This window comes from Pseudoduganella buxea, assembly GCF_009720835.1.
GTDB classification, from domain to species: domain Bacteria; phylum Pseudomonadota; class Gammaproteobacteria; order Burkholderiales; family Burkholderiaceae_D; genus Rugamonas; species Rugamonas buxea.
Map to the genome: position 1 here is coordinate 16,167 of NZ_WNKZ01000042.1, position 17,392 is coordinate 33,558.

General features: G+C 67.1%; 15 protein-coding genes. 7 read left to right on the forward strand and 8 right to left on the reverse strand.

Translation table 11 applies throughout. The features are described 5' to 3' along the window. Positions 1–111: 111 nt before the first annotated feature. Both GM672_RS15240 and GM672_RS15245 read left to right on the forward strand, forming a co-directional pair. Positions 112–1,485, forward strand: coding sequence for a ComEC/Rec2 family competence protein (locus GM672_RS15240; RefSeq protein WP_155471390.1), 1,374 nt, complete (start codon positions 112–114; stop codon positions 1,483–1,485). A 78-nt stretch (positions 1,486–1,563) separates the two neighbouring features. Next, on the forward strand, positions 1,564–2,124 hold the full coding sequence (locus tag GM672_RS15245; RefSeq protein WP_155471391.1) for an NADPH-dependent FMN reductase: 561 nt from the start codon (positions 1,564–1,566) through the stop codon (positions 2,122–2,124). A 2-nt stretch (positions 2,125–2,126) separates the two neighbouring features. Here the strand turns inward: GM672_RS15245 and GM672_RS15250 are convergent, their stop codons facing one another. Continuing rightward, positions 2,127–2,786 (reverse strand): hypothetical protein, encoded by a 660-nt coding sequence (locus GM672_RS15250; protein ID WP_155471392.1) that lies wholly within the window; start codon positions 2,784–2,786, stop codon positions 2,127–2,129. Positions 2,787–3,008: 222 nt separating this feature from the next. On the opposite strand from GM672_RS15250, the gene GM672_RS15255 reads away from it, so the two are divergent. The 3 genes from GM672_RS15255 to GM672_RS15265 all read left to right on the forward strand — a co-directional run bounded on the left by GM672_RS15255 (position 3,009) and on the right by GM672_RS15265 (position 7,900). After that, the gene (locus GM672_RS15255; protein ID WP_155471393.1) at positions 3,009–4,697 is read left to right on the forward strand and encodes a M14 family zinc carboxypeptidase; all 1,689 of its coding nucleotides are present in this window, start codon (positions 3,009–3,011) and stop codon (positions 4,695–4,697) included. A gap of 19 nt (positions 4,698–4,716) precedes the next feature. Continuing rightward, the gene (locus GM672_RS15260; RefSeq protein WP_155471394.1) at positions 4,717–6,882 is read left to right on the forward strand and encodes an FUSC family protein; all 2,166 of its coding nucleotides are present in this window, start codon (positions 4,717–4,719) and stop codon (positions 6,880–6,882) included. A gap of 91 nt (positions 6,883–6,973) precedes the next feature. Continuing rightward, positions 6,974–7,900, forward strand: a complete 927-nt coding sequence (locus GM672_RS15265) for an EamA family transporter (protein WP_155471395.1) — start codon at positions 6,974–6,976, stop codon at positions 7,898–7,900. Here the strand turns inward: GM672_RS15265 and GM672_RS15270 are convergent. Both GM672_RS15270 and GM672_RS28940 read right to left on the reverse strand, forming a co-directional pair. Beyond that, complete coding sequence (locus GM672_RS15270; protein ID WP_155471396.1) at positions 7,887–8,801, reverse strand: delta(1)-pyrroline-2-carboxylate reductase family protein; 915 nt, start codon at positions 8,799–8,801, stop codon at positions 7,887–7,889. The two genes, GM672_RS15265 and GM672_RS15270, sit on opposite strands and share 14 nt — an antisense overlap. Before the next feature lie 49 nt (positions 8,802–8,850). Then, a complete protein-coding gene (locus tag GM672_RS28940; RefSeq protein ID WP_211517372.1) occupies positions 8,851–9,702 on the reverse strand; it encodes a PEP-CTERM sorting domain-containing protein in 852 nt (283 codons plus the stop codon). Positions 9,703–9,993: 291 nt separating this feature from the next. Between GM672_RS28940 and GM672_RS15280 the strand changes: the two genes are divergently transcribed. Further along, positions 9,994–10,236 (forward strand): hypothetical protein, encoded by a 243-nt coding sequence (locus GM672_RS15280; RefSeq protein WP_155471397.1) that lies wholly within the window; start codon positions 9,994–9,996, stop codon positions 10,234–10,236. Positions 10,237–10,328: 92 nt separating this feature from the next. Here GM672_RS15280 and GM672_RS15285 read toward each other — a convergent pair whose 3' ends face one another. From GM672_RS15285 to GM672_RS15300, 4 genes are all read right to left on the reverse strand, one after another. Continuing rightward, a complete protein-coding gene (locus GM672_RS15285; RefSeq protein ID WP_155471398.1) occupies positions 10,329–12,263 on the reverse strand; it encodes a S9 family peptidase in 1,935 nt (644 codons plus the stop codon). 1 nt (position 12,264) lies between these two features. Beyond that, the gene (locus GM672_RS15290; RefSeq protein ID WP_170300082.1) at positions 12,265–13,749 is read right to left on the reverse strand and encodes an APC family permease; all 1,485 of its coding nucleotides are present in this window, start codon (positions 13,747–13,749) and stop codon (positions 12,265–12,267) included. Between the two features lie 149 nt (positions 13,750–13,898). Continuing rightward, positions 13,899–14,588, reverse strand: coding sequence for an HAD hydrolase-like protein (locus GM672_RS15295; protein WP_155471400.1), 690 nt, complete (start codon positions 14,586–14,588; stop codon positions 13,899–13,901). 10 nt (positions 14,589–14,598) lie between these two features. Further along, positions 14,599–15,711, reverse strand: coding sequence for an NADH:flavin oxidoreductase/NADH oxidase (locus GM672_RS15300; protein ID WP_155471401.1), 1,113 nt, complete (start codon positions 15,709–15,711; stop codon positions 14,599–14,601). A 173-nt stretch (positions 15,712–15,884) separates the two neighbouring features. Here GM672_RS15300 and GM672_RS15305 point away from each other — a divergent pair, with 173 nt between their 5' ends. Next, complete coding sequence (locus GM672_RS15305; RefSeq protein WP_155471402.1) at positions 15,885–16,256, forward strand: hypothetical protein; 372 nt, start codon at positions 15,885–15,887, stop codon at positions 16,254–16,256. 133 nt (positions 16,257–16,389) lie between these two features. Here the strand turns inward: GM672_RS15305 and GM672_RS15310 are convergent, their stop codons facing one another. After that, on the reverse strand, positions 16,390–17,391 hold the full coding sequence (locus GM672_RS15310) for a succinylglutamate desuccinylase (protein WP_155471403.1): 1,002 nt from the start codon (positions 17,389–17,391) through the stop codon (positions 16,390–16,392). Between the last annotated feature and the right edge of the window lies 1 nt (position 17,392).

The window sequence follows — 17,392 nt, forward strand, 5'->3', positions numbered from 1 at the left end:
CGGACCGGCGCCATCGGCGGCCGCGCTTCTTCCTCGTTATTTTTGGTGAGTTTTGGTGCCTGGCAAAAGCGATATAGTTAGCCCCGTTCTTTTTCCGGAAAGCGACTATTCATGCAACGAATTACCGTGGAACGCACACAGCATGCGATCGGCCAGGGCGGCTTTCACACTGCAATCCTGCGGGCCGGCGGCCGCCGCTTTTCCGTCGTCTATGACTGCGGCGGCGGTACGGCCGAGCGCAGAAGCCGAATTATCGACAGCATCGTCGATGCATATCCCCTGGCGCATGACTGGCTCGTCATTTCACACCTGGATGAAGACCATATCAATGGCATCGCGCGGCTTGAAGAAAAAGGCATCCGGTTCGCGAACGTATTCCTGCCGCACGTCGATCTGGCCCACAGCGTCTTCATGATGCTGCTGAAAATTGTCGGCGAGAGTGCTGGCGCCATTGCCGATGAGCGGCTGGAGTCGGTCCGGATCGCGGGCCGGCTCTACTCCGGTGCGTACGGCCGCCCCATCATCATCGCCCGAAACAGGAACGTGCCGGGAAACGACGCCGTGCGGTCCCTGGATAACCTGGAAGACCTGGCGCCGCACGACTTGCCGCCGCCGTCCGGTTTTTTCCTGACGCCGGCGTGGCAGGAGGCCCTGGCGCCAGCCCGTCGCGGCGCGATTCTGTCCGACGCCAGGTCCATCCACCTGCACCGGCTGGACTGGACGTTCCGCTTTTATTCCCAGGAATGGGCGACACCGCAGGTCGTCGCCGACTTGTGGAACCTGCCTGTGCTCGCCGGCCTGCGTCATGCAATCGATGACCTCGCCCAACTGGGCACCAGGGCTGGCAGGACTTTTACCGACGGTATCCAGGCGGCGCTGGAAACGCCGGTCTCGCAGGCTGACGCCAATGCCGCGCTTCGTGCCAGCCACGCCGGCCACGCAACGGTGAGAAAACGCATCACCGTCAATGCGCTGCTCAAGCTCCTGTACAAGGAGCTGCCCGCTCTGCACGACTACAACAGCAGCTCGCTGTGTCTGTACTCCGGCCCTGCCGGCATCGGCGGCGGGCCGCGGCAGTGGTTTCAAAGAAGGACCAGCCTGACGCAGCATGAAGCGGGCCACCGCTATCTGACGCGCGCCGTCGGCTGGCTCGGAATGGGCGACGCACATCTGGGGAAGCCCGCCGACCTGGCAGCATTCGTCGAGCACTACGGAGGTGAACTGCGCCTGACGTCGACGTTGATGCTGCCGCATCATGGCTCCCGCCTTAACTACGATGATGAGCGGATTACCCTGCATGGCCTCCTGGACACGCTGCCGGCATCGCCTGACCTGACCTTGATCGCCGCGTCCAATCCGGATCATCAGAAATACAGGCATCCGCACAGGCAAGTGGTCGATATCGCCGCCCGCTATGGAAAAGTTCACAACGTGAACCTGGACTGGCGTTCGATGTCCGAGGAATCGGTGGTTTCCGAAGGCTGAACGTTGCCGCCTGCACGCTTCGGCGGCATGAGGTACATTGCATATTCCATATCATTGCAACCACCGGAGCCCACCGCCATGACCAAGAAAGTCGCTGTCCTGATCGGCAGCCTGCGCAAGGAATCGCTGACCCGTAAATACGCCCACGCCATCGCCGCCGTGCTGCCGCCGGAACTGCAATGCGAATTCGTCGAGTTGGGCGACCTGCCCCTGTATAACCAGGACCTGGACGATGCGGGCACGCCGCCGGCCGCCTGGACGGCGTTTCGCGCCACCCTGGGCAGCGCCGATGCGGTGCTGTTCGTCACGCCCGAATACAACCGCTCGATCCCCGGCGCGCTGAAGAACGGCATCGACGTCGGTTCGCGCCCCTGGGGCAAGAGCATCTGGGACGGCCGGCCGTCGGCCGTCGTGTCGCAGTCGCCCGGCGCCATCGGCGGCTTTGGCGCCAACCACCACGTGCGCCAGACCATGGTGGCGCTCAACTCGCCCGTGCAGCCCGGCCCGGAAATGTACATCGGCGGCTCGGCCAAGTTCCTGGCGGACGACGGCACCGTCAACAACGACCAGACCCGCGAGCTGCTGACCACCTTCGGCGCCGCGTTTGCCAAGTGGGTCGAGGCCAACGCAAAGCGCTAAGCTCAGCGGCAGGAAGGTGTGCCGAAGCGGTGGACTTCACCGCGCAGCCCACGCCGCAGCGTGGCCTGGGCCCCGTCCACGGCCAGCAGCACCGGTTCGCCCTCGTCGCGCAGCAGCGCCAGGCGGGCACCGGGAAAATGCCGGGGGATGCCTTCGATCTCGCGCAGCCCCAGCGTCTCGCCGTGCACGAGGATGCGGCAGGGTTCGCCAAAATCGAGCATCACCGTCAGCGCGGCCGGGGCGGCGCCGTGCCCGCGCGGGTCCGGCAGGGCCGTGATGCGCAGCAGCGTCGCGCCCTTGCGCACCGTCAGGGCCTGCCACGTGTCGAGCGCGTACACCGGTTCAGCGCCCGTCTGCGTCACCGTGCCAGCAGGCGCGACGACGGGGATCGCGTGCCGCGTGGCCGGCAAGGCCTGGCCCGGCCGCGACAGCAGGATCAGGTCCGCCGTGAAGGGCACGTCTGCCGGCGGGTCGAGCGCCACCACCAGGGCGCCGACCCGCACTTCGGCCGCGGCGGCGTTGGAAAACACGATGGCGCCGCCCTCTTCGCGCGCGCCGGCGCCGGCCGGGAGGGTCAGCCGGTAACGCGACAGGTCGCCGGCCACCGCCAGTGGATGGAAAAAGGCCGCGGCCAACAGGCCGGCAAGGATCGAGCACTTCATCGGACGCCCTCGGGTGATATGCCAGCCGCCGTGATAGCACGGTGCCCGGGACGGCGATGCGAGCTGGCGCAAAGAGGCGTCGCAAGCGCCTTGCAAGCGGTGGCGGCGCGCCGTTTCGGCGCCCCCCCGCAGGCGGAACGGCCCATGCTGCAGTGCTACAATTCCACACCCGGCAGCCTACCCGGCGCGCCGCTTTTCCCCCTTGCTCCTGAGATCCAGACCATGCACCCAGAACTGCCGACGCCCTACGAACGGGGCAACCAGAACCAGACCACCCTTTGGACCGACTGCATCGCCTTCTACGAAACCCTGGCGCGGCGCTTTCCCGGGGTGTTGAAGTTCGAGCAGGCCGGGGTGTCCGACGGCGGCATTCCCCTGCACGTTGGCGTGGTCAGCGCGGACGGCGTGTTCGACCGGGAGCAGATCAAGCGTGCCGGCCGCACGGTCTTCTTCAACAATAACGGCATCCACCCGGGCGAACCGGAAGGCATCGACGCCTGCATGGCCATGGTGCGCGACCTGTGCTTCGACCCAAGCCGCCTGGCCGCGCTGGGCGACACGGTGCTGCTGTTCGTCCCCGTCTACAACGTCGACGGCTGCCTCAATCGTGCCAGCACGTCGCGCCCGAACCAGGACGGCCCGGAGCTGTTCGGCTTTCGCGGCAACAGCCGCCACCTGGACCTGAACCGCGACTTCATCAAGTGCGACACCCTGAACGCGCGCTTCTTCAACCAGCTGGTTACGGCCTGGGACCCGGACGTGATGGTCGACACCCATACGTCGAACGGCGCCGACTACAGCTACACGATGACCCTGATCCACACCCAGGCCGACAAGCTGGGCAGCGGCCTGGGACCCTTCCTGCGCGACACCATGCTGCCGCATATCTTCAGCGAGATGGATGCGCGCGGTTGGCCGACCTGCCCCTACGTCAACCCGATCGCGGAAACGCCGGATGACGGCATCGTCGAATTCCTCGAAGTGCCGCGTTTCTCGACCGGCTTTACGACCCTGCACAACATCATCGGCTTCATGCCCGAGACGCATATGCTCAAGCCCTACCGGGACCGCTATGCATCGATGCGCACCCTGGTCGAGGTGACGATGGCCTTCACCGTGCAGCATGGCGCACGGATTCGCGCCCTGCGCGCGGAGGCGAAGGCAAGCCAGCGCCGCCAGGCCGCGTGGCCCGTGACGTGGAAGCTGGACGAAGCGCGTCCCACCACGTTCCGCTTCAAGGGCTATGAAGCGCGCCGCCACCCCAGCGTGCTGGGGAACTACACGCGCCTGTCGTACGACCGCAGCAAGCCGTATGAAAAGGACATCCCGTACTACAGCAACTTCGTGGCCGATACCGTGGTCCAGGCACCGAAGGCGTATATCGTGCCGCAGGCCTGGCGCGAAGTGATCGAGCGGCTGCAGTGGAACGGCGTGCAGATGACGCGCATCGAAGCGCCCACCACCGTCACGGCCCGCTACTACCAGCTGGGCGATCTGGCGACCCGCGCCACGGCATACGAAGGCCATATGTTCCATGACGAGGTGCAGGTCGAGCAGCGCACGGGCAGCTTCACGCTGGCCGCCGGCGACTGGTATATCCCGCTGGACCAGGACAATGCCCGCTACGCCGTCGAGACGCTGGAGCCGCAGGGCCACGACAGCTTCTTCCGCTGGGGCTTCTTCAACGCCGTCCTGGAGCGCAAGGAAGCCATTTCCGATTACGTGTTCGAGGACCTGGCCGTCGAGCTGCTGCGCACCGAGCCGGAACTGAAGGCCAGGTTCGACGCCTGGAAGGAGGCCAATCCCGACAAGCTGTCGGACCAGGACGCGGTGCTGCAGTTTATCCTGCACAACTGCGCGGCCCACGCCGAGCCGGAATGGCGCCGTTACCCGATCCTGTCGATCGCGTGAGATGGCCGGGTCCTCACCGATGCACTATGCATTAAACCCGCGCACCTTCTTCTACAGTCACTATTTCCACCTGGGCCTGCGCTTCGGCGCCGGCCTGGTGGGCATCATCTGGCTGACCCTGGCCGTCTCCGACATGCACACGGCCATGTCGGTCGGCATCGGCGCGCTGTGCACGGCGCTGATGGACCTGCCCAGCCCATTGCGCCACAAGCTCAACGAGATGCTGGCGTCGGTACTGTTGTGCAGCATCGTCACTCTCGTGGTGAGCCTGTGCGCGCCCTATTTCTGGCTGCTGATGGTGGTGCTCGTGCTGCTCAGCTTCTTCGCCAGCATGATGGTGGTGTACGGGAAGAAGTCGATGCCGCTGCAGCTGGCTACCCTGTTCATCATGACGATGTCGATGGAGCACCAGATGGCGCCGTTGCAGGCGCTGACGCATGCCGGCCTGTTCACCCTGGGCGGCCTGGCCTACCTGGCCTATGCGATGGCGATCTCCTGGCTGCTGCGCCACCGCATCAAGCAGCAGGTGCTGGCCGAGGCCCTGTTCGAGCTGGCCGCGTATATCGACATCAAGGCCGATTTCTACGACACCCGCTACAACCTGACGGAGCAGTTCAACAAGCTGGTACGCCACCAGGCCTTGCTGGCCGACCGCCAGCAGGCCTCGCGCGACCTGATCCTGCGCGCGCACCAGAACCGCAAGGACGCCATTGTCGTGCAGGTGCACGTCTGCATGCTCGACCTGTATGAGCTGATCCTGTCGACCCACACGGACTACGCCCAGCTGCGCGTGCACCTGGTCGATTCGCCGGCACTGAAATCGCTGCACGACCTGGCCTTCAAGGCCGCGCGCGACATCGAATCGGTGGCGTATGCCGTCACGCGCAAGCTCGCTTCCTATGCGCAGATCAGCTACGCCCCCGAACTGGAAGCGATCGAGGCGGAACTGGCCGTGCTGCAGGCGCGCATCGACGCCGGCAAGCCGCAGCACGAGGCACTGGCCGTGCTGCGCGCCCAGCGCAACAAGGTACGCGCCATCATACGCATGATCGGCGAACTGCACGTGGCCAGCCAGAAGGCCTACGACAGCACGCCGTTCTGGCGCGACGCCGACATGCAGCCCTTCCTGTCGCAGCAGAAGTACGAGCTGCAGGTGCTGCTGTCGCACCTGCGCATGGATTCGCCGATCTTCCGCTTCTCGCTGCGGGTGGCGATGGCCATCGCCGTCGGGCTGGCCATCGGCACCTTGCTGCCGTATGCGGCGCACAACTACTGGATCATCCTGACCATCGTCATCATCCTGCGGCCCAGTTTTTCGATGACGAAGCAGCGCCGGGGCGACCGCATCATCGGTACCGTCATCGGCTGCGTCATCACGGCGGTGATCCTGAAGTGGTTCGATTACCCGGCCGTCATCCTGGCCGTGCTGATCGTCGCCACCGTGGCCACGCCCACCTTCGTCTACCTGCGCTACCGCTACACGGCCATTGCCGTCTCGATCATGATCCTGCTGCAGATGCACCTGGCGGCCGGCGGCAGCGACAACGTCATCACCGAGCGCCTGGTCGACACCTTCATCGGCGCGGCCATCGCCACCGTGTTCAGCTTCGTGCTGGCCAGCTGGGAATACCAGTCGCTGCCGAAACTGATCCAGCAGGTGCTGGCGGCCAACCTGCGCTATATGGAAGCGAGCTTCGAACTGCTGCAGGGGAAGTGCCGCAACGACTTCCCCTACCGCATCCAGCGCAAGGGACTGATGGACAGCCTGGCCGGCCTGTCGGCCGCGCTCGTGCGCATGCTCGACGAACCGGCCAGCAAGCAGCGCGCCGTGGAGGACATCAACCTCTTCATCGTGCAGAACTACCTGCTGGTGGCGCACGTGGCGGCGCTGCGGGCGATCCTGCGCCGCCACGTGACGGACATCCCGGCGCAGGAGGTCAATGCGATGCTGGCCGTGAGCCACCGGCAGGTCTGCCATACCTTGACGGCAGCGCTGGCCCGGCATGGCGTCAGCGTCACGATGCCCGGTTCCGGCGCGCCGGCAGTCCCGGCGCATGCCGATACCGGCTCGGTCAACTGGTCCGGCTGGCCTGTCGTGCAGCGCCGCATCCGCCTGCTGCAGGCCGACGCCGAGAAAATCATCGTGCACAGCGAAGCCATCGAACGCAACGTCGTGCAGGCGTGAAGGCGGGGCCCGCGCCAGCGGGCCCCCGGTGCATCGCGTAGAATCGTTTCGTCGGTGACTCCTCGCCGCGCGAAAGGAATCCGGTATCACCATGAGCAATTCAGGGAGCGCCCATGTGGCGCTGACGGGCCGCGACCTGCTGGCCGCGCTGGCCGTCGTCGTCATCTGGGGCACCAATTTCGTCGCGATGAAATACGGCCTGCGCCAGTTGACGCCGTTCCAGCTGGGTGCGGGGCGCTATGTCTTCGCCGTGCTGCCGCTGGTGCTGTTCCTGCGCCCGCCCGCGCTGCCGGTCCGCTGGATACTGATGTACGGCCTGTTCCAGGGCGTCGGCCAGTTCGGCTTCGTGTTCCTGTCGCTGAAGGTCGGCATGTCCGCCTCGCTCGCTTCCGTGCTGCTGCAGACGCAGATCTTCTTTACCGCCGTGTATGGCTTCGTGCTGTTGAACGAACGGCCCAGCCGCCAGTTGCTGGCGGGGCTGTTCCTGGCCGCGCTGGGCCTGGTCTGCTTCGGCATGAACTATGTCGGCGCGGCCGCGCTGGCCACGGAAACCACGGTGGCGGGCTTCCTCCTCGTGCTGGCCGGCGCCGCCATGTGGGCCGCGTCGAATATCGTCGTGCGGCTCGCACAGAAGGCCGCGCCCGGCTTCGATCCGCTGGCCTTCCTGGTGTGGAGCAGCCTGACGCCGATCCTGCCCTTCATCGCCCTGTCGCTCGCCTTCGATCCGCCCGCCACGCGCTGGGCATGGGTGGACGCGCCGTGGAGCATGTGGCTGGCGCTGGCCTACCTGGGCTGGATGGCCACCATCGTCGGCTACGGCTTGTGGACGTCGCTGCTGAAGCGCTACCCGGCCAACCGCGTGGCCCCGTTCAGCCTGGGCGTGCCGGTGGTCGGCATTACGTCGGGCATGGTGGTGCTGGGCGAATCGATCACGGCCTGGCAATGGTCCGGCATCGCGCTGATCGTGGCGGCGCTGGGCTGCGTGATGTTCGGCGGGCGCCTGTTCAGGCGTCCATGAAGCCTTCGGCCGCCATCGTCGCCAGCGCCACGCGCGCGGCCGCCAGGTCCCAGGCGGCGCAGCCAACCGTCTTGAACAGCACCGCTTCCCGGTCCGCCTGCGGCAGGCGCCCGATGGCCGCGGCCAGCGCATGCACCTTGGCAGGGTCGACGCCGGCGCGGATCAGGTCTCCCGCCTCGTGGCTTGCACCGGCGGCGTCGTCGACATAGATCCGGCTGGCGCGTACCGTGTCCGGGCCGATTTCGGCCTGGTCCGGCTTGAACACGCCGACGGCGATCACCAGCCGGCCCGCCCGCGCCGCGTCGAGGTACACGGGCTCGCGGCTGGTGGTGCACGTGATGACGACATCCACGTCCGGCTCGGGCTTGGCCAGCAGCGCCGGCCGCGCATCGATGCCGTCCAGGTCCGCGCAGAAGCGCACCGCCGCTTCGGCCGAGCGGCCGGCCACGCCCAGCAGCGCCTGCGGGTACAGCTCGGCCAGCGCCAGCGCGTGGTGCCGGGCCTGCGTGCCGGTGCCGGCCAGCAGCACATGGCGGGGCGCGCGGCCCAGCAAGGTGGCGATGCCCAGCATGGACAGCGCGGCGGTCCGGCGTGCCGTGACGGTGGCGCCGTCGAGCACGACCCGCACGGCACCGGTCCCGCCGTCGATGACGCTGACCTGGCCGGCAATCGTCGGCAGGCCCCGCGCCGGATTGTCCGGCACGACGGCGATGAGCTTGTGGATGGCCAGGTCGGGCGCCGTGGCCAGCATCGACAGCAGCACGCCCTCGCGCTGCAGCACGCCAACCTGTCGGGGCGGGCAGTGGATATGGCCGGCGGCAAGCTCCATCACGGCCGTGCCCAGGGCGGCGACGAGGTCTGACCACGGCAACAGCCGGGCGGTGATGTCCTGGTCCAGCATGACGGCTCCCGAAGCGTGATCGATGCCGCCATCTTAGCGTGGCGCGCCCTCAGTTCGCAGCACGAATGAGCAGGCGCCTGCGCCGGGCCGCCAGGGCCACGACGCCCGCGCCGGCCAGCAGCATGGCCAGGCTGCCCGGTTCCGGCACGGGCGGCGCGAAGTCCAGCAGCAGTCCGGACGACGTGTAGGCCGCATACCCGGGCGGCAGCACCAGCGCGATGGACGCGGTGTGACCGAAGTCGACCAGGCCTTCCTGCAGGCCCGGCATCCCCAACGTCATCGTCACCTCGGCCATGGTGGGCAGCGCGGCACCCGGACCGTAATAATTGAAGTTGACGAAGCCCGTGACGGTTTCCCGGAACGTGCCGGTGGCGGTGACGCTGCCGTAAGTGCCGAACATGGCATGGAAAGGCGGGTCGGGAATCGGTGCCGAATACAGGTCGCGCACCGCCAGCGCATAGTCGAAGTAACGATTGAAGCCGCTGACGGAACCGGGCGCGACAAAGCCTTCGATGGTCAGCACGACCGGAATGCCGATCTTGCCGATGGCGGTGCCGGCGGGGACGTCGATCCGCCACTGGTCCATGTATTGCAGCTGCGCCGCGACCTGGCTGCTGCCGGCGATGGCCGAGCTGCCGGTGGCATGGCCGGACAGGCCGCCCGTGCCGGTAGCCGCATCGGCGTGCACCGCGCCGCCGGCACTGCCGCCTGCGCAGGCGGTGGCGGCACTGAGAGCGAAGCTGTCCTGCGCCGTCGTTCCCGGCACGCTGTGCGTGTCGCTGCACTGGCCGGACCCCGACAAGGCCGTGACGATGCCCCCCAGGTTCGCCGTCGCCGACGCCGGCCCGGCCAGGCACCCCACCCACAGAAAACTGCTCGCCAGACGGCGGACAATGCTCATATCGACTCCTTGCAAAGGTGAAGGATCTGCTGCGCTCTCCGACTCTACGCCGGCAGGTGGCGAAGTCAAGCGCAAAGAGGCCACACTGGCGCCGCTGCAACGGTGCCCAGATATATGAATGACGCATGAACAGATATACGAATTTCCTGTGGGAAATTCAATAAGATCGGCGGACATATACTTTTTGTGAATGCCGAACATCACAAATCAAAAGTTTATTTATGTCTCGGCCAGACCTATACTGCACTGCATCAAAGGTCAAAACGATCAACCGGTCAAAAGGAGTCTGCCATGTCCACCGCTATCATCACCACCCAAGCCACGGGCGGCTATCTCGACAACGTCGGCCGCGCCGCCATGAATTTCCTGCGTGCCCTGGTCGCCGCGGCACCGGCCACCGCCGCCGCCTCGCACGGCAGCGCCTCGCAGCCGAGCGTGCATGACCGCGCCGGCCTGCTGCACTTTGCCCGCCAGTTCGACGAGTTCTCGCCGAACCAGGCCGCCGAACTGCGCAGCCTCGCCAACCGCGACTAAGCTCGCAACCGCGATCCGTAACGGACCGCGCCAATGAAAAGAGCCGGCATTGCCGGCTCTTTGTCATTACGGGCTCTCTACCCTCAGTGGTGCTACAGATAGCGGTTGAACCACGCCACCGTGCGCCGCCGCAGGTCCACCTGGTGCGCACTCTTGCGGATACCGTGGCCTTCGTCTTCATAGATCACCAGAGAGGTCGGCACGTTCAGGGCCTTGAGCGCGTGCCAGAACTCCATCGACTGGGCCGCCGGCGTCTCGACATCGCGCTCGCCCACGTAGATGAAGGTGGGCGTCTTCGCCACCTTGACCGATTCGAGCGGCGACAGCTGGCGGTAGATGGCGGGGTCATCGTACATGGTGGCGCCGAAGAAGGGCACCATCCACTGGTCGATGCCGTTCTGGCCGTAGTAGCTGATCCAGTTGGCGATGCCGGCGCCAGCCACCGCGGCCTTGAAGCGCTGGCTGTGCGTGACGCCCCACATCGTCATGAAGCCGCCGTACGAATGGCCCATCAGGCCGAGACGCTGCGGATCGACCGGCGCCGCTTTCGCGGCTGCGTCCACGCCGGCCAGGATGTCGCGCAGGTCGCCGCCGCCGAAATCGCGTCGGTTGGCCCGGGTGAACGCCTGGCCCTGGCCGAAGCTGCCGCGCGGATTCGGCATGAAGACGAAGTAGCCCGCTTCCACCAGGTCACGCACCAGCGGGTTGCCCGTATCGCCTGCGGCGATATAGCGCGGCGTGACGGCCGATGCCGGCCCGCCGTGCACCTGCACGATCATCGGATACCGTTTGCCGGCCACCGGCTGGCGCGGCCCCACCAGCCAGCCCTGCATGGTGAAGCCTTCGTTGGTCCAGCCGACGTTCTGCACGGCGACCTGGGCACCCAGCGCGTCGTTGTCGCGCGTGATGGGCGTCATTTGCGGCAGGCGCCCGGCTACCAGACGTGGCGCCTGCGTGAAGTCCTCGACGGCGCCGGCCGCCATCGCACCGTCGGCGCTGAAGGACAAGCGCCCGTCCGAGCCGTTGGCCGTGACGGCGGCGGACCACAGCCTGTTCGTCGCGCCGCTGGCCGCGTCGACCGTCAGCGCCGCCAACTGGTCATCCATCAGCGCGGTGGCGACGATGCCGCCCGCCTTCCAGGCCACGCCGTTGAACGAGCCCTTGAAGCCTGGGGTCAGGTTCTTCGGCTCGCCTCCCGCCAGCGGCACCGTGTACAGGTCGCCGCCAATGGCGCCGAAATCGCTCATCAGGCCGCCGATGTACACCACCGTGGCCCCGTCCGGCGACACGCGCGGCATGTTCAGCTGCGTCGACGGCGAAGCGATCACACGCAGTGCGCCCGATGCCGCATCGACGTGGGCCAGCTTGGCCACCCACCAGTTGTTGTCGCCGTTGCCCTTGGCGCCGGTGGCCACGAAGCCTTTGCCGTCCGGAGCCCAGTCGTATTCGTAGATGAAGGTGTCCTCGGGCGAGAGCAGCTTCAGGCGCCCGCCAGCCACGGCCACGGTGGCGATGCGCTGGGCATCGTCGCGCGAACCGATTTCGCCCACCAGCCGGGCACCGGCCGCCGTGGCGCCGGTTTCCTTCGAGGCGCCGACAGTGGCCAGCAGCGCCACCTGGCTGCCGTCCGGCGACCAGCGCGCCGAGTTGGCCACGCCCTTGACGGTGGCCAGCGGCCGGGCGCGGCTGCCCGTCGCCACGTACAGCGCCGCGCTGCCTGGCTCGCTGCCGATAAAGGCCACGCTGCGCCCGTCCGGCGACCAGCCGGGCCGGTCGTAGCTGCAGTGGCTGCACGGATCGTACTGGTGCAGGATGCGGCCCGTGGCGGCGTCGCGCACCACCACCACGGCATGGGACTTCTGCTCGCCCGGACCGCCTGCGCTTTCCAGCGCGACGATGCGTTCGCCGTTGCCGGACAGGGCGACGGCCTTGTATTCCCGCGGCGCCGGTTCGGCCCCCTGGGCCAGCGCCCCGCCGAAGACGGCGGTGGCAAGAAGGGTGTGGCGGGCGATGGCGGCGATGCGCATATCAGCCCTTGTTCAGGCGCGAGTGGCGCATCCCGTACGCGAAGTAGGTCAGCACGGAAGCGGCCATCCAGATGGCGAAGATCACGCGCGTGGTGTGCGACAGGTCCTTCATGATGTACAGGCAGGCCAGCACCGACAGGCCGGGAATCAGGTAGGGGCCGAATGGCACGCGGAAACCGCCCTTCTTGTACGTGCCCAGTGCGCGTTCCTTGCGGCGCATGACCGGCACGGCGATCGAGACGACGATGAAGGCCGTCAGCGTGCCCATGCTGACCATATCCCACAGGAAGGTGGCGTCGACGAAGCCGGCGACCAGGCCCACCACCACGCAGACGATCATCGTGTTGGCGACCGGCGACGCGGTGCGTGCATCGACCTTGTGGAACACCTTCGAGATCAGGCCGTCGCGCGAAATGGCGTACAGGATGCGGGTCTGGCCGTAGATCGTCACCAGTGTCACGGAGAACACGGAAATGACGGCGCCGGCCGACAGCACCAGCGCGGGCCAGGCCTTGCCCGTGACGTTCTGCAGGATGACGGCCAGGCCAGCCTCCTGGTGTTCGAACATATGGGCCGGTTGCGCGCCGACGGCGGCCACCGCCACCAGCAGGTAGAACACGGTGACGATGACGAGCGCCGCCAGGATGCCCAGCGGGACGTTGCGCTTCGGGTTGCGCACTTCCTCGCCGGCCGTCGCCACCGTGTCGAGGCCGATGAAGGAGAAGAACACGGTGCCCGCGGCGGCCGTCACGCCGGCCATGCCGGCATGGCCGGCCAGGCCGCCCGCGCTTTCCGGCTTGAAGAAGGGCTTGAAGTTGTTGATGTCGAAGCCCTGCAGTGCGATGGCGACGAAGAACACGAGGATGGCCAGTTTGACCAGCACCATCACGGCGTTCATCGTGGCCGATTCCTTGGTGCCCCTGACCAGCAGCAGGCCGCACAAGGTCACCAGGATCAGCGGCGGCAGGTTCATGTGCCCGATATTGAACACGACGCCATCCTGGGTCGAGACGATCATCGGTGAGCGCAAGGCTGTCGGTATATGCCAGTTGAAGGCATTGCCGAGGAAGTTATTCAGGTAGTCGGACCAGCCGATCGCCGTGGCGCTGGCCGCCAGCCCGTATTCGAGCAGCAGGCAGGCCGCCATGATAAAGGCGAGGAACTCGCCCACCGTGGCGTAGGCGAAGGAATACGAGGAGCCCGACGCGGGGATGCGGAACGACAGCTCGGCGTAGCACAGCGCCGTCAGGCCGGCCGTCAGCGCGGCCATCAGGAAGGACAGGATGACGGCGGGACCGGCCTTCGGTACCGCTTCGACCATCGTGAAGAAAATGCCGGTGCCGATCGTGGCGCCCACGCCGATCATCGTCAGGGGGAACAGGCCGATCGAGCGCGTCAGGCCGCCGGCTTGGGCGGGGTGATCGTCTTCGGCGGCGACATCGACGGGCTTGGTACGGGTCAGTTTCTGGACCAGCGTTTGGCTCACAGGCATTCCTTTTCGGGTGTTGGCGGTTGCGGCGCTTGTGCCGCCGCCCTGCTATCGCGATTTCGGTAAAAAAACCTGACGATTATAGGGCCAGAGCCGATCACATCCCTACTCAATTTTTGGTTGGAATGACAAGTGGTGGAGAAAAATTAGCAACCGTCGGTCGCGCGCGACACCAGCCCTGCCTGCAGGTCGGCCACGCTGCCGAACATCAGCCGCGGCCCATGCGCCAGCAGCGCCTCGGGCTTCGAATAACCCCAGCCGACGGCGCCGAAGTCGAGGCCCTCGGCATGGGCGGCGGCGATGTCGCGCACCTCGTCGCCCAGGCACAGCACGCGCTCGTCGGGCACGCCGCTGCCCTGCACGACGCGGCGCAGCCGGCGCCGTTTGCCGAACAGCGCGGCACCGCATTCGAAGTGGCAGAACAGCCGCGCATCCTCGCCCAGCACGGCGCGCACGTTCGCTTCCGAATTGGACGAGACGATGGCCAGGCGCACACCCCGCGCGGCCAGGGCGCGCAGCAGCTCGCGCATGCCGTCGAACAGGCGGATGCTGGCGATGCTCTGGGCCATCAGCGCGCGAAACTGCAGCGCCACGGGCACCAGCTTCCAGCGCGGCATGCCCAGGTGCCGCATCAGTTGCGGCAGGTCGAAGCCGCGCAGCTCGTCGATGCGGTCGCGCTCGAGCCGGCGGAAGCGGTGCGTGTCGGCCAGCGTGTCGAACACCTGCAGGAAAAAGGGAAAGCTGTCCGCCAGGGTGCCGTCGAAATCGAAGATCAGCAGGTCGTAGCGCCGCGCCTGCGGCGGCGCCTGGTGACCGGGCGGACGGAGGTCGTTCATGGCAGCTTTTTTAACGCTGGCCCAGCTGCGTGTCGCCGAACAGCGCCTTGTATTCGCGCGGCTGCGAACGCCAATACTGGGGCGGTGCATCAACCTGCGCGCCCAACCTGGCCGCAGCATGCCAGGGCCAGCGCGGGTCATACAGGATGCCCCGCGCCAGCGCCACCATGTCGGCCTGGCCCTGCAGGATGATGGACTCGGCCTGTTCGGCCTCGGTGATCAGGCCGACCCCGATGGTGGGCAGGCCGGTCGCCTCGCGGATGCGCGCGGCGAACTGGATCTGGTAGCCGGGCCCGACGGGAATCTTCTGCAGCGGCGAAATGCCGCCGCTGGAGACGTGCATAAAGTGCGTGCCACGCTCCTTCAATGCATTGGCGAAGGCAATGCTCTGTTCCACGTCCCAGCCGCCGTCGACCCAGTCGCTGGCCGAGATGCGCACGCCCACCGCCACCGTCTCTGGCACGGCCGCGCGCACGGCGTCGAAGACTTCGAGGGGAAAGCGCATGCGGTTTTCCAGCGAGCCGCCGTAACGGTCGGTACGCCGGTTCGCCAGCGGCGACAGGAACTGGTGCAGCAGGTAGCCGTGCGCCGCATGCAGCTCGATGGCCTCGATGCCCAGCGCATGGACGCGGCGCGCGGCGGCGACGAAATCGTCCTTCACCTTTTGCAGGCCGGCCTCGTCCAGCGCCAGCGGCACCGTCTCGCCTTCGGCATGGGGTACGGCCGACGGCGCCACTGTCTGCCAGCCCACCGGGCCCGGGGCGATATTGGCGCCGCCTTCCCACGGCACGGCCGACGACGCCTTGCGGCCCGCATGGGCCAGCTGCACGGCCAGCACGATGGGCGAATACTTGCGGATGGCGGCGATGACGGGCGCCAGCGCCCCCTGGTGCCCGTCCGACCACAGGCCCAGGTCGGCCGGCGAGATGCGTGCCTCCGGCGACACGGCCGTCGCCTCCAGCATCAGCAGCGCCGCGCCCGACAGGGCCAGGTGGCCCAGGTGGATCATGTGCCAGTCCGTGGCGAGGCCTTCGACGGCGGAATACTGGCACATCGGTGCGATGGCGATGCGGTTTTTCAGCTGGACCGACCCCAGCGCATACGGCGAGAACAACCTGCTCATATTTCCTCCCTGTTCGATAGGAAGGAGTGTAACGAGGTTTTGCACCGGGCACCTGTCCAGTTACCGGACCCCGTTACAGATGCTTACTTTTGATACAGCCAAATGCTAGCTTGCGGATAATCAAATCGTTAATCTTGCACTACCCCAATACCAAACATGACGTGGAGTTTCCCATGATGCTGCACCAGAAGATCCCGACCACCTCCGCGCGCCTCCACCCGCTGATGGCGGGCGCCGCCGTCGCCGTCATCCTGTTCAGCGTCGTGGCCACGGTGGCAATCGTGCGCTGGTTGCCCGCTGCGGGACGCAGCGCCGACGCGGGTGTCGACGCGGGTGTCGATGCGAGCGTGGATGTCGCTGTCGATACCGGTATCGCTGCCGGGCTGCCGGCCGGGTACGTCACAGTTTCGTCGCCTGTCCCGGCCACGGCCGCGCGGGCATCGTCTGCCACGGCCGCCGCGGCCGAAACGCAAGCGGCGCCGTCGAAGGCCAAGCCGCCCCGCCAGCAGCCCCAGGCGCTGCTGGCGCAACAGTCCGCCGTCTGACCCAAGTTCGCCCGCGCCAACGACAAAGCCGCCCTCGGGCGGCTTTCGTTTTGCTCCACCTTACAGCAGAGACCGTGTCCACCGTGGGGTCAGACCCCGACATGGACACGAGCTGGGCAGTGGTGGCGGGGGATCAGTCGGCGCGGGTGATCATCAGGCCGGCGCGCAGGCCGATGCGGACGTCCGGATTGGGGAAGACCACCAGCTCTTCGTCGTGCTGCACCGTGTAGACGGTGTCGCCGTCGCGGGCGATTTCGTCGCCTTTCCTTAATGGCGTGAAGTTCTGCGTGTCCTTGCCGAAGGCCATCGTGAAGGCGTCCGACAGCTTGATGATGTTGCGCGCGACCTTGTACACATGCGGTTGCGACGCCGTGCCTGGCGCCGGCATGCCGCGCAGCAGCCGGTCCAGCGCGTGCGAGGCGGCGGCGAACTGCGACAGGTCGTTCTGCCCCAGGGTGCCGATGCGGCCCAGTTCCACCGTCGTGCCGGCCGCGCCGTGGTGCTCGGCGCTGTAGTAGCTGTAGGTGCCCACCGATTCCGGATTCATGATGATGGCGCCGATGCCCGCCTCGCCCAGCCAGTCGACCAGGGCGCGGCGGGCGCCTGCTTCGATCAGGTCCGGCACGATGGCGAAGGTGGGGTAGACCGACGGCCGGATCGCCGTGTGCAGGTCCAGGTGCCAGCGCTGCGGCCCGGTGCCGTCGAAGAAGGCCGCCGTGGCGGCGACCATCGCGTCGGCCCTTGCTGCTTCGGCGGTGCCAGACAGGGCGCCGCGTTCGACCCGAAACATGCGATTCAGGTCGGCATCGATGAAGCGCTTGCCGGCCCGGATCGCGCCGATATTGCCGACGCAGACCATCAGGTCCACGGCCAGCGCCTGCGGCTCGCGCGACAGCGCATCGAGCAGGTAGGCCGTCAATTCGATCGGCCCCGTCTCGTCGCCGTGCACGCCCACCGACACCAGAACCGCCGGCCGCTCGCCACGCACCGTGGCATTGCGGCGGATGGTCAGGATGCCGTCGGCCGGTTGCGCGACATCGAAGCCGGCGCCCGTGAAACTGCGGGCGACGTCATCGAAGTCGGCTTCGGCCAGCCTGCGCACTGCCTCGGGCAGTGCTCCAGCAGCTTGCACCATC

What these genes read in the sequence shown, in the direction of transcription:
- GM672_RS28940 (WP_211517372.1), bottom strand. Translation starts at nt 9,702, where the DNA reads ATGAGCATTGTCCGCCGTCTGGCGAGCAGTTTTCTGTGGGTGGGGTGC.
- GM672_RS15310 (WP_155471403.1), bottom strand. Translation starts at nt 17,391, where the DNA reads ATGGTGCAAGCTGCTGGAGCACTGCCCGAGGCAGTGCGCAGGCTGGCC.
- GM672_RS15255 (WP_155471393.1), top strand. Translation starts at nt 3,009, where the DNA reads ATGCACCCAGAACTGCCGACGCCCTACGAACGGGGCAACCAGAACCAG.
- GM672_RS15305 (WP_155471402.1), top strand. Translation starts at nt 15,885, where the DNA reads ATGATGCTGCACCAGAAGATCCCGACCACCTCCGCGCGCCTCCACCCG.
- GM672_RS15270 (WP_155471396.1), bottom strand. Translation starts at nt 8,801, where the DNA reads ATGCTGGACCAGGACATCACCGCCCGGCTGTTGCCGTGGTCAGACCTC.
- GM672_RS15300 (WP_155471401.1), bottom strand. Translation starts at nt 15,711, where the DNA reads ATGAGCAGGTTGTTCTCGCCGTATGCGCTGGGGTCGGTCCAGCTGAAA.
- GM672_RS15280 (WP_155471397.1), top strand. Translation starts at nt 9,994, where the DNA reads ATGTCCACCGCTATCATCACCACCCAAGCCACGGGCGGCTATCTCGAC.
- GM672_RS15295 (WP_155471400.1), bottom strand. Translation starts at nt 14,588, where the DNA reads ATGAACGACCTCCGTCCGCCCGGTCACCAGGCGCCGCCGCAGGCGCGG.
- GM672_RS15285 (WP_155471398.1), bottom strand. Translation starts at nt 12,263, where the DNA reads ATGCGCATCGCCGCCATCGCCCGCCACACCCTTCTTGCCACCGCCGTC.
- GM672_RS15260 (WP_155471394.1), top strand. Translation starts at nt 4,717, where the DNA reads ATGCACTATGCATTAAACCCGCGCACCTTCTTCTACAGTCACTATTTC.
- GM672_RS15250 (WP_155471392.1), bottom strand. Translation starts at nt 2,786, where the DNA reads ATGAAGTGCTCGATCCTTGCCGGCCTGTTGGCCGCGGCCTTTTTCCAT.
- GM672_RS15245 (WP_155471391.1), top strand. Translation starts at nt 1,564, where the DNA reads ATGACCAAGAAAGTCGCTGTCCTGATCGGCAGCCTGCGCAAGGAATCG.
- GM672_RS15265 (WP_155471395.1), top strand. Translation starts at nt 6,974, where the DNA reads ATGAGCAATTCAGGGAGCGCCCATGTGGCGCTGACGGGCCGCGACCTG.
- GM672_RS15240 (WP_155471390.1), top strand. Translation starts at nt 112, where the DNA reads ATGCAACGAATTACCGTGGAACGCACACAGCATGCGATCGGCCAGGGC.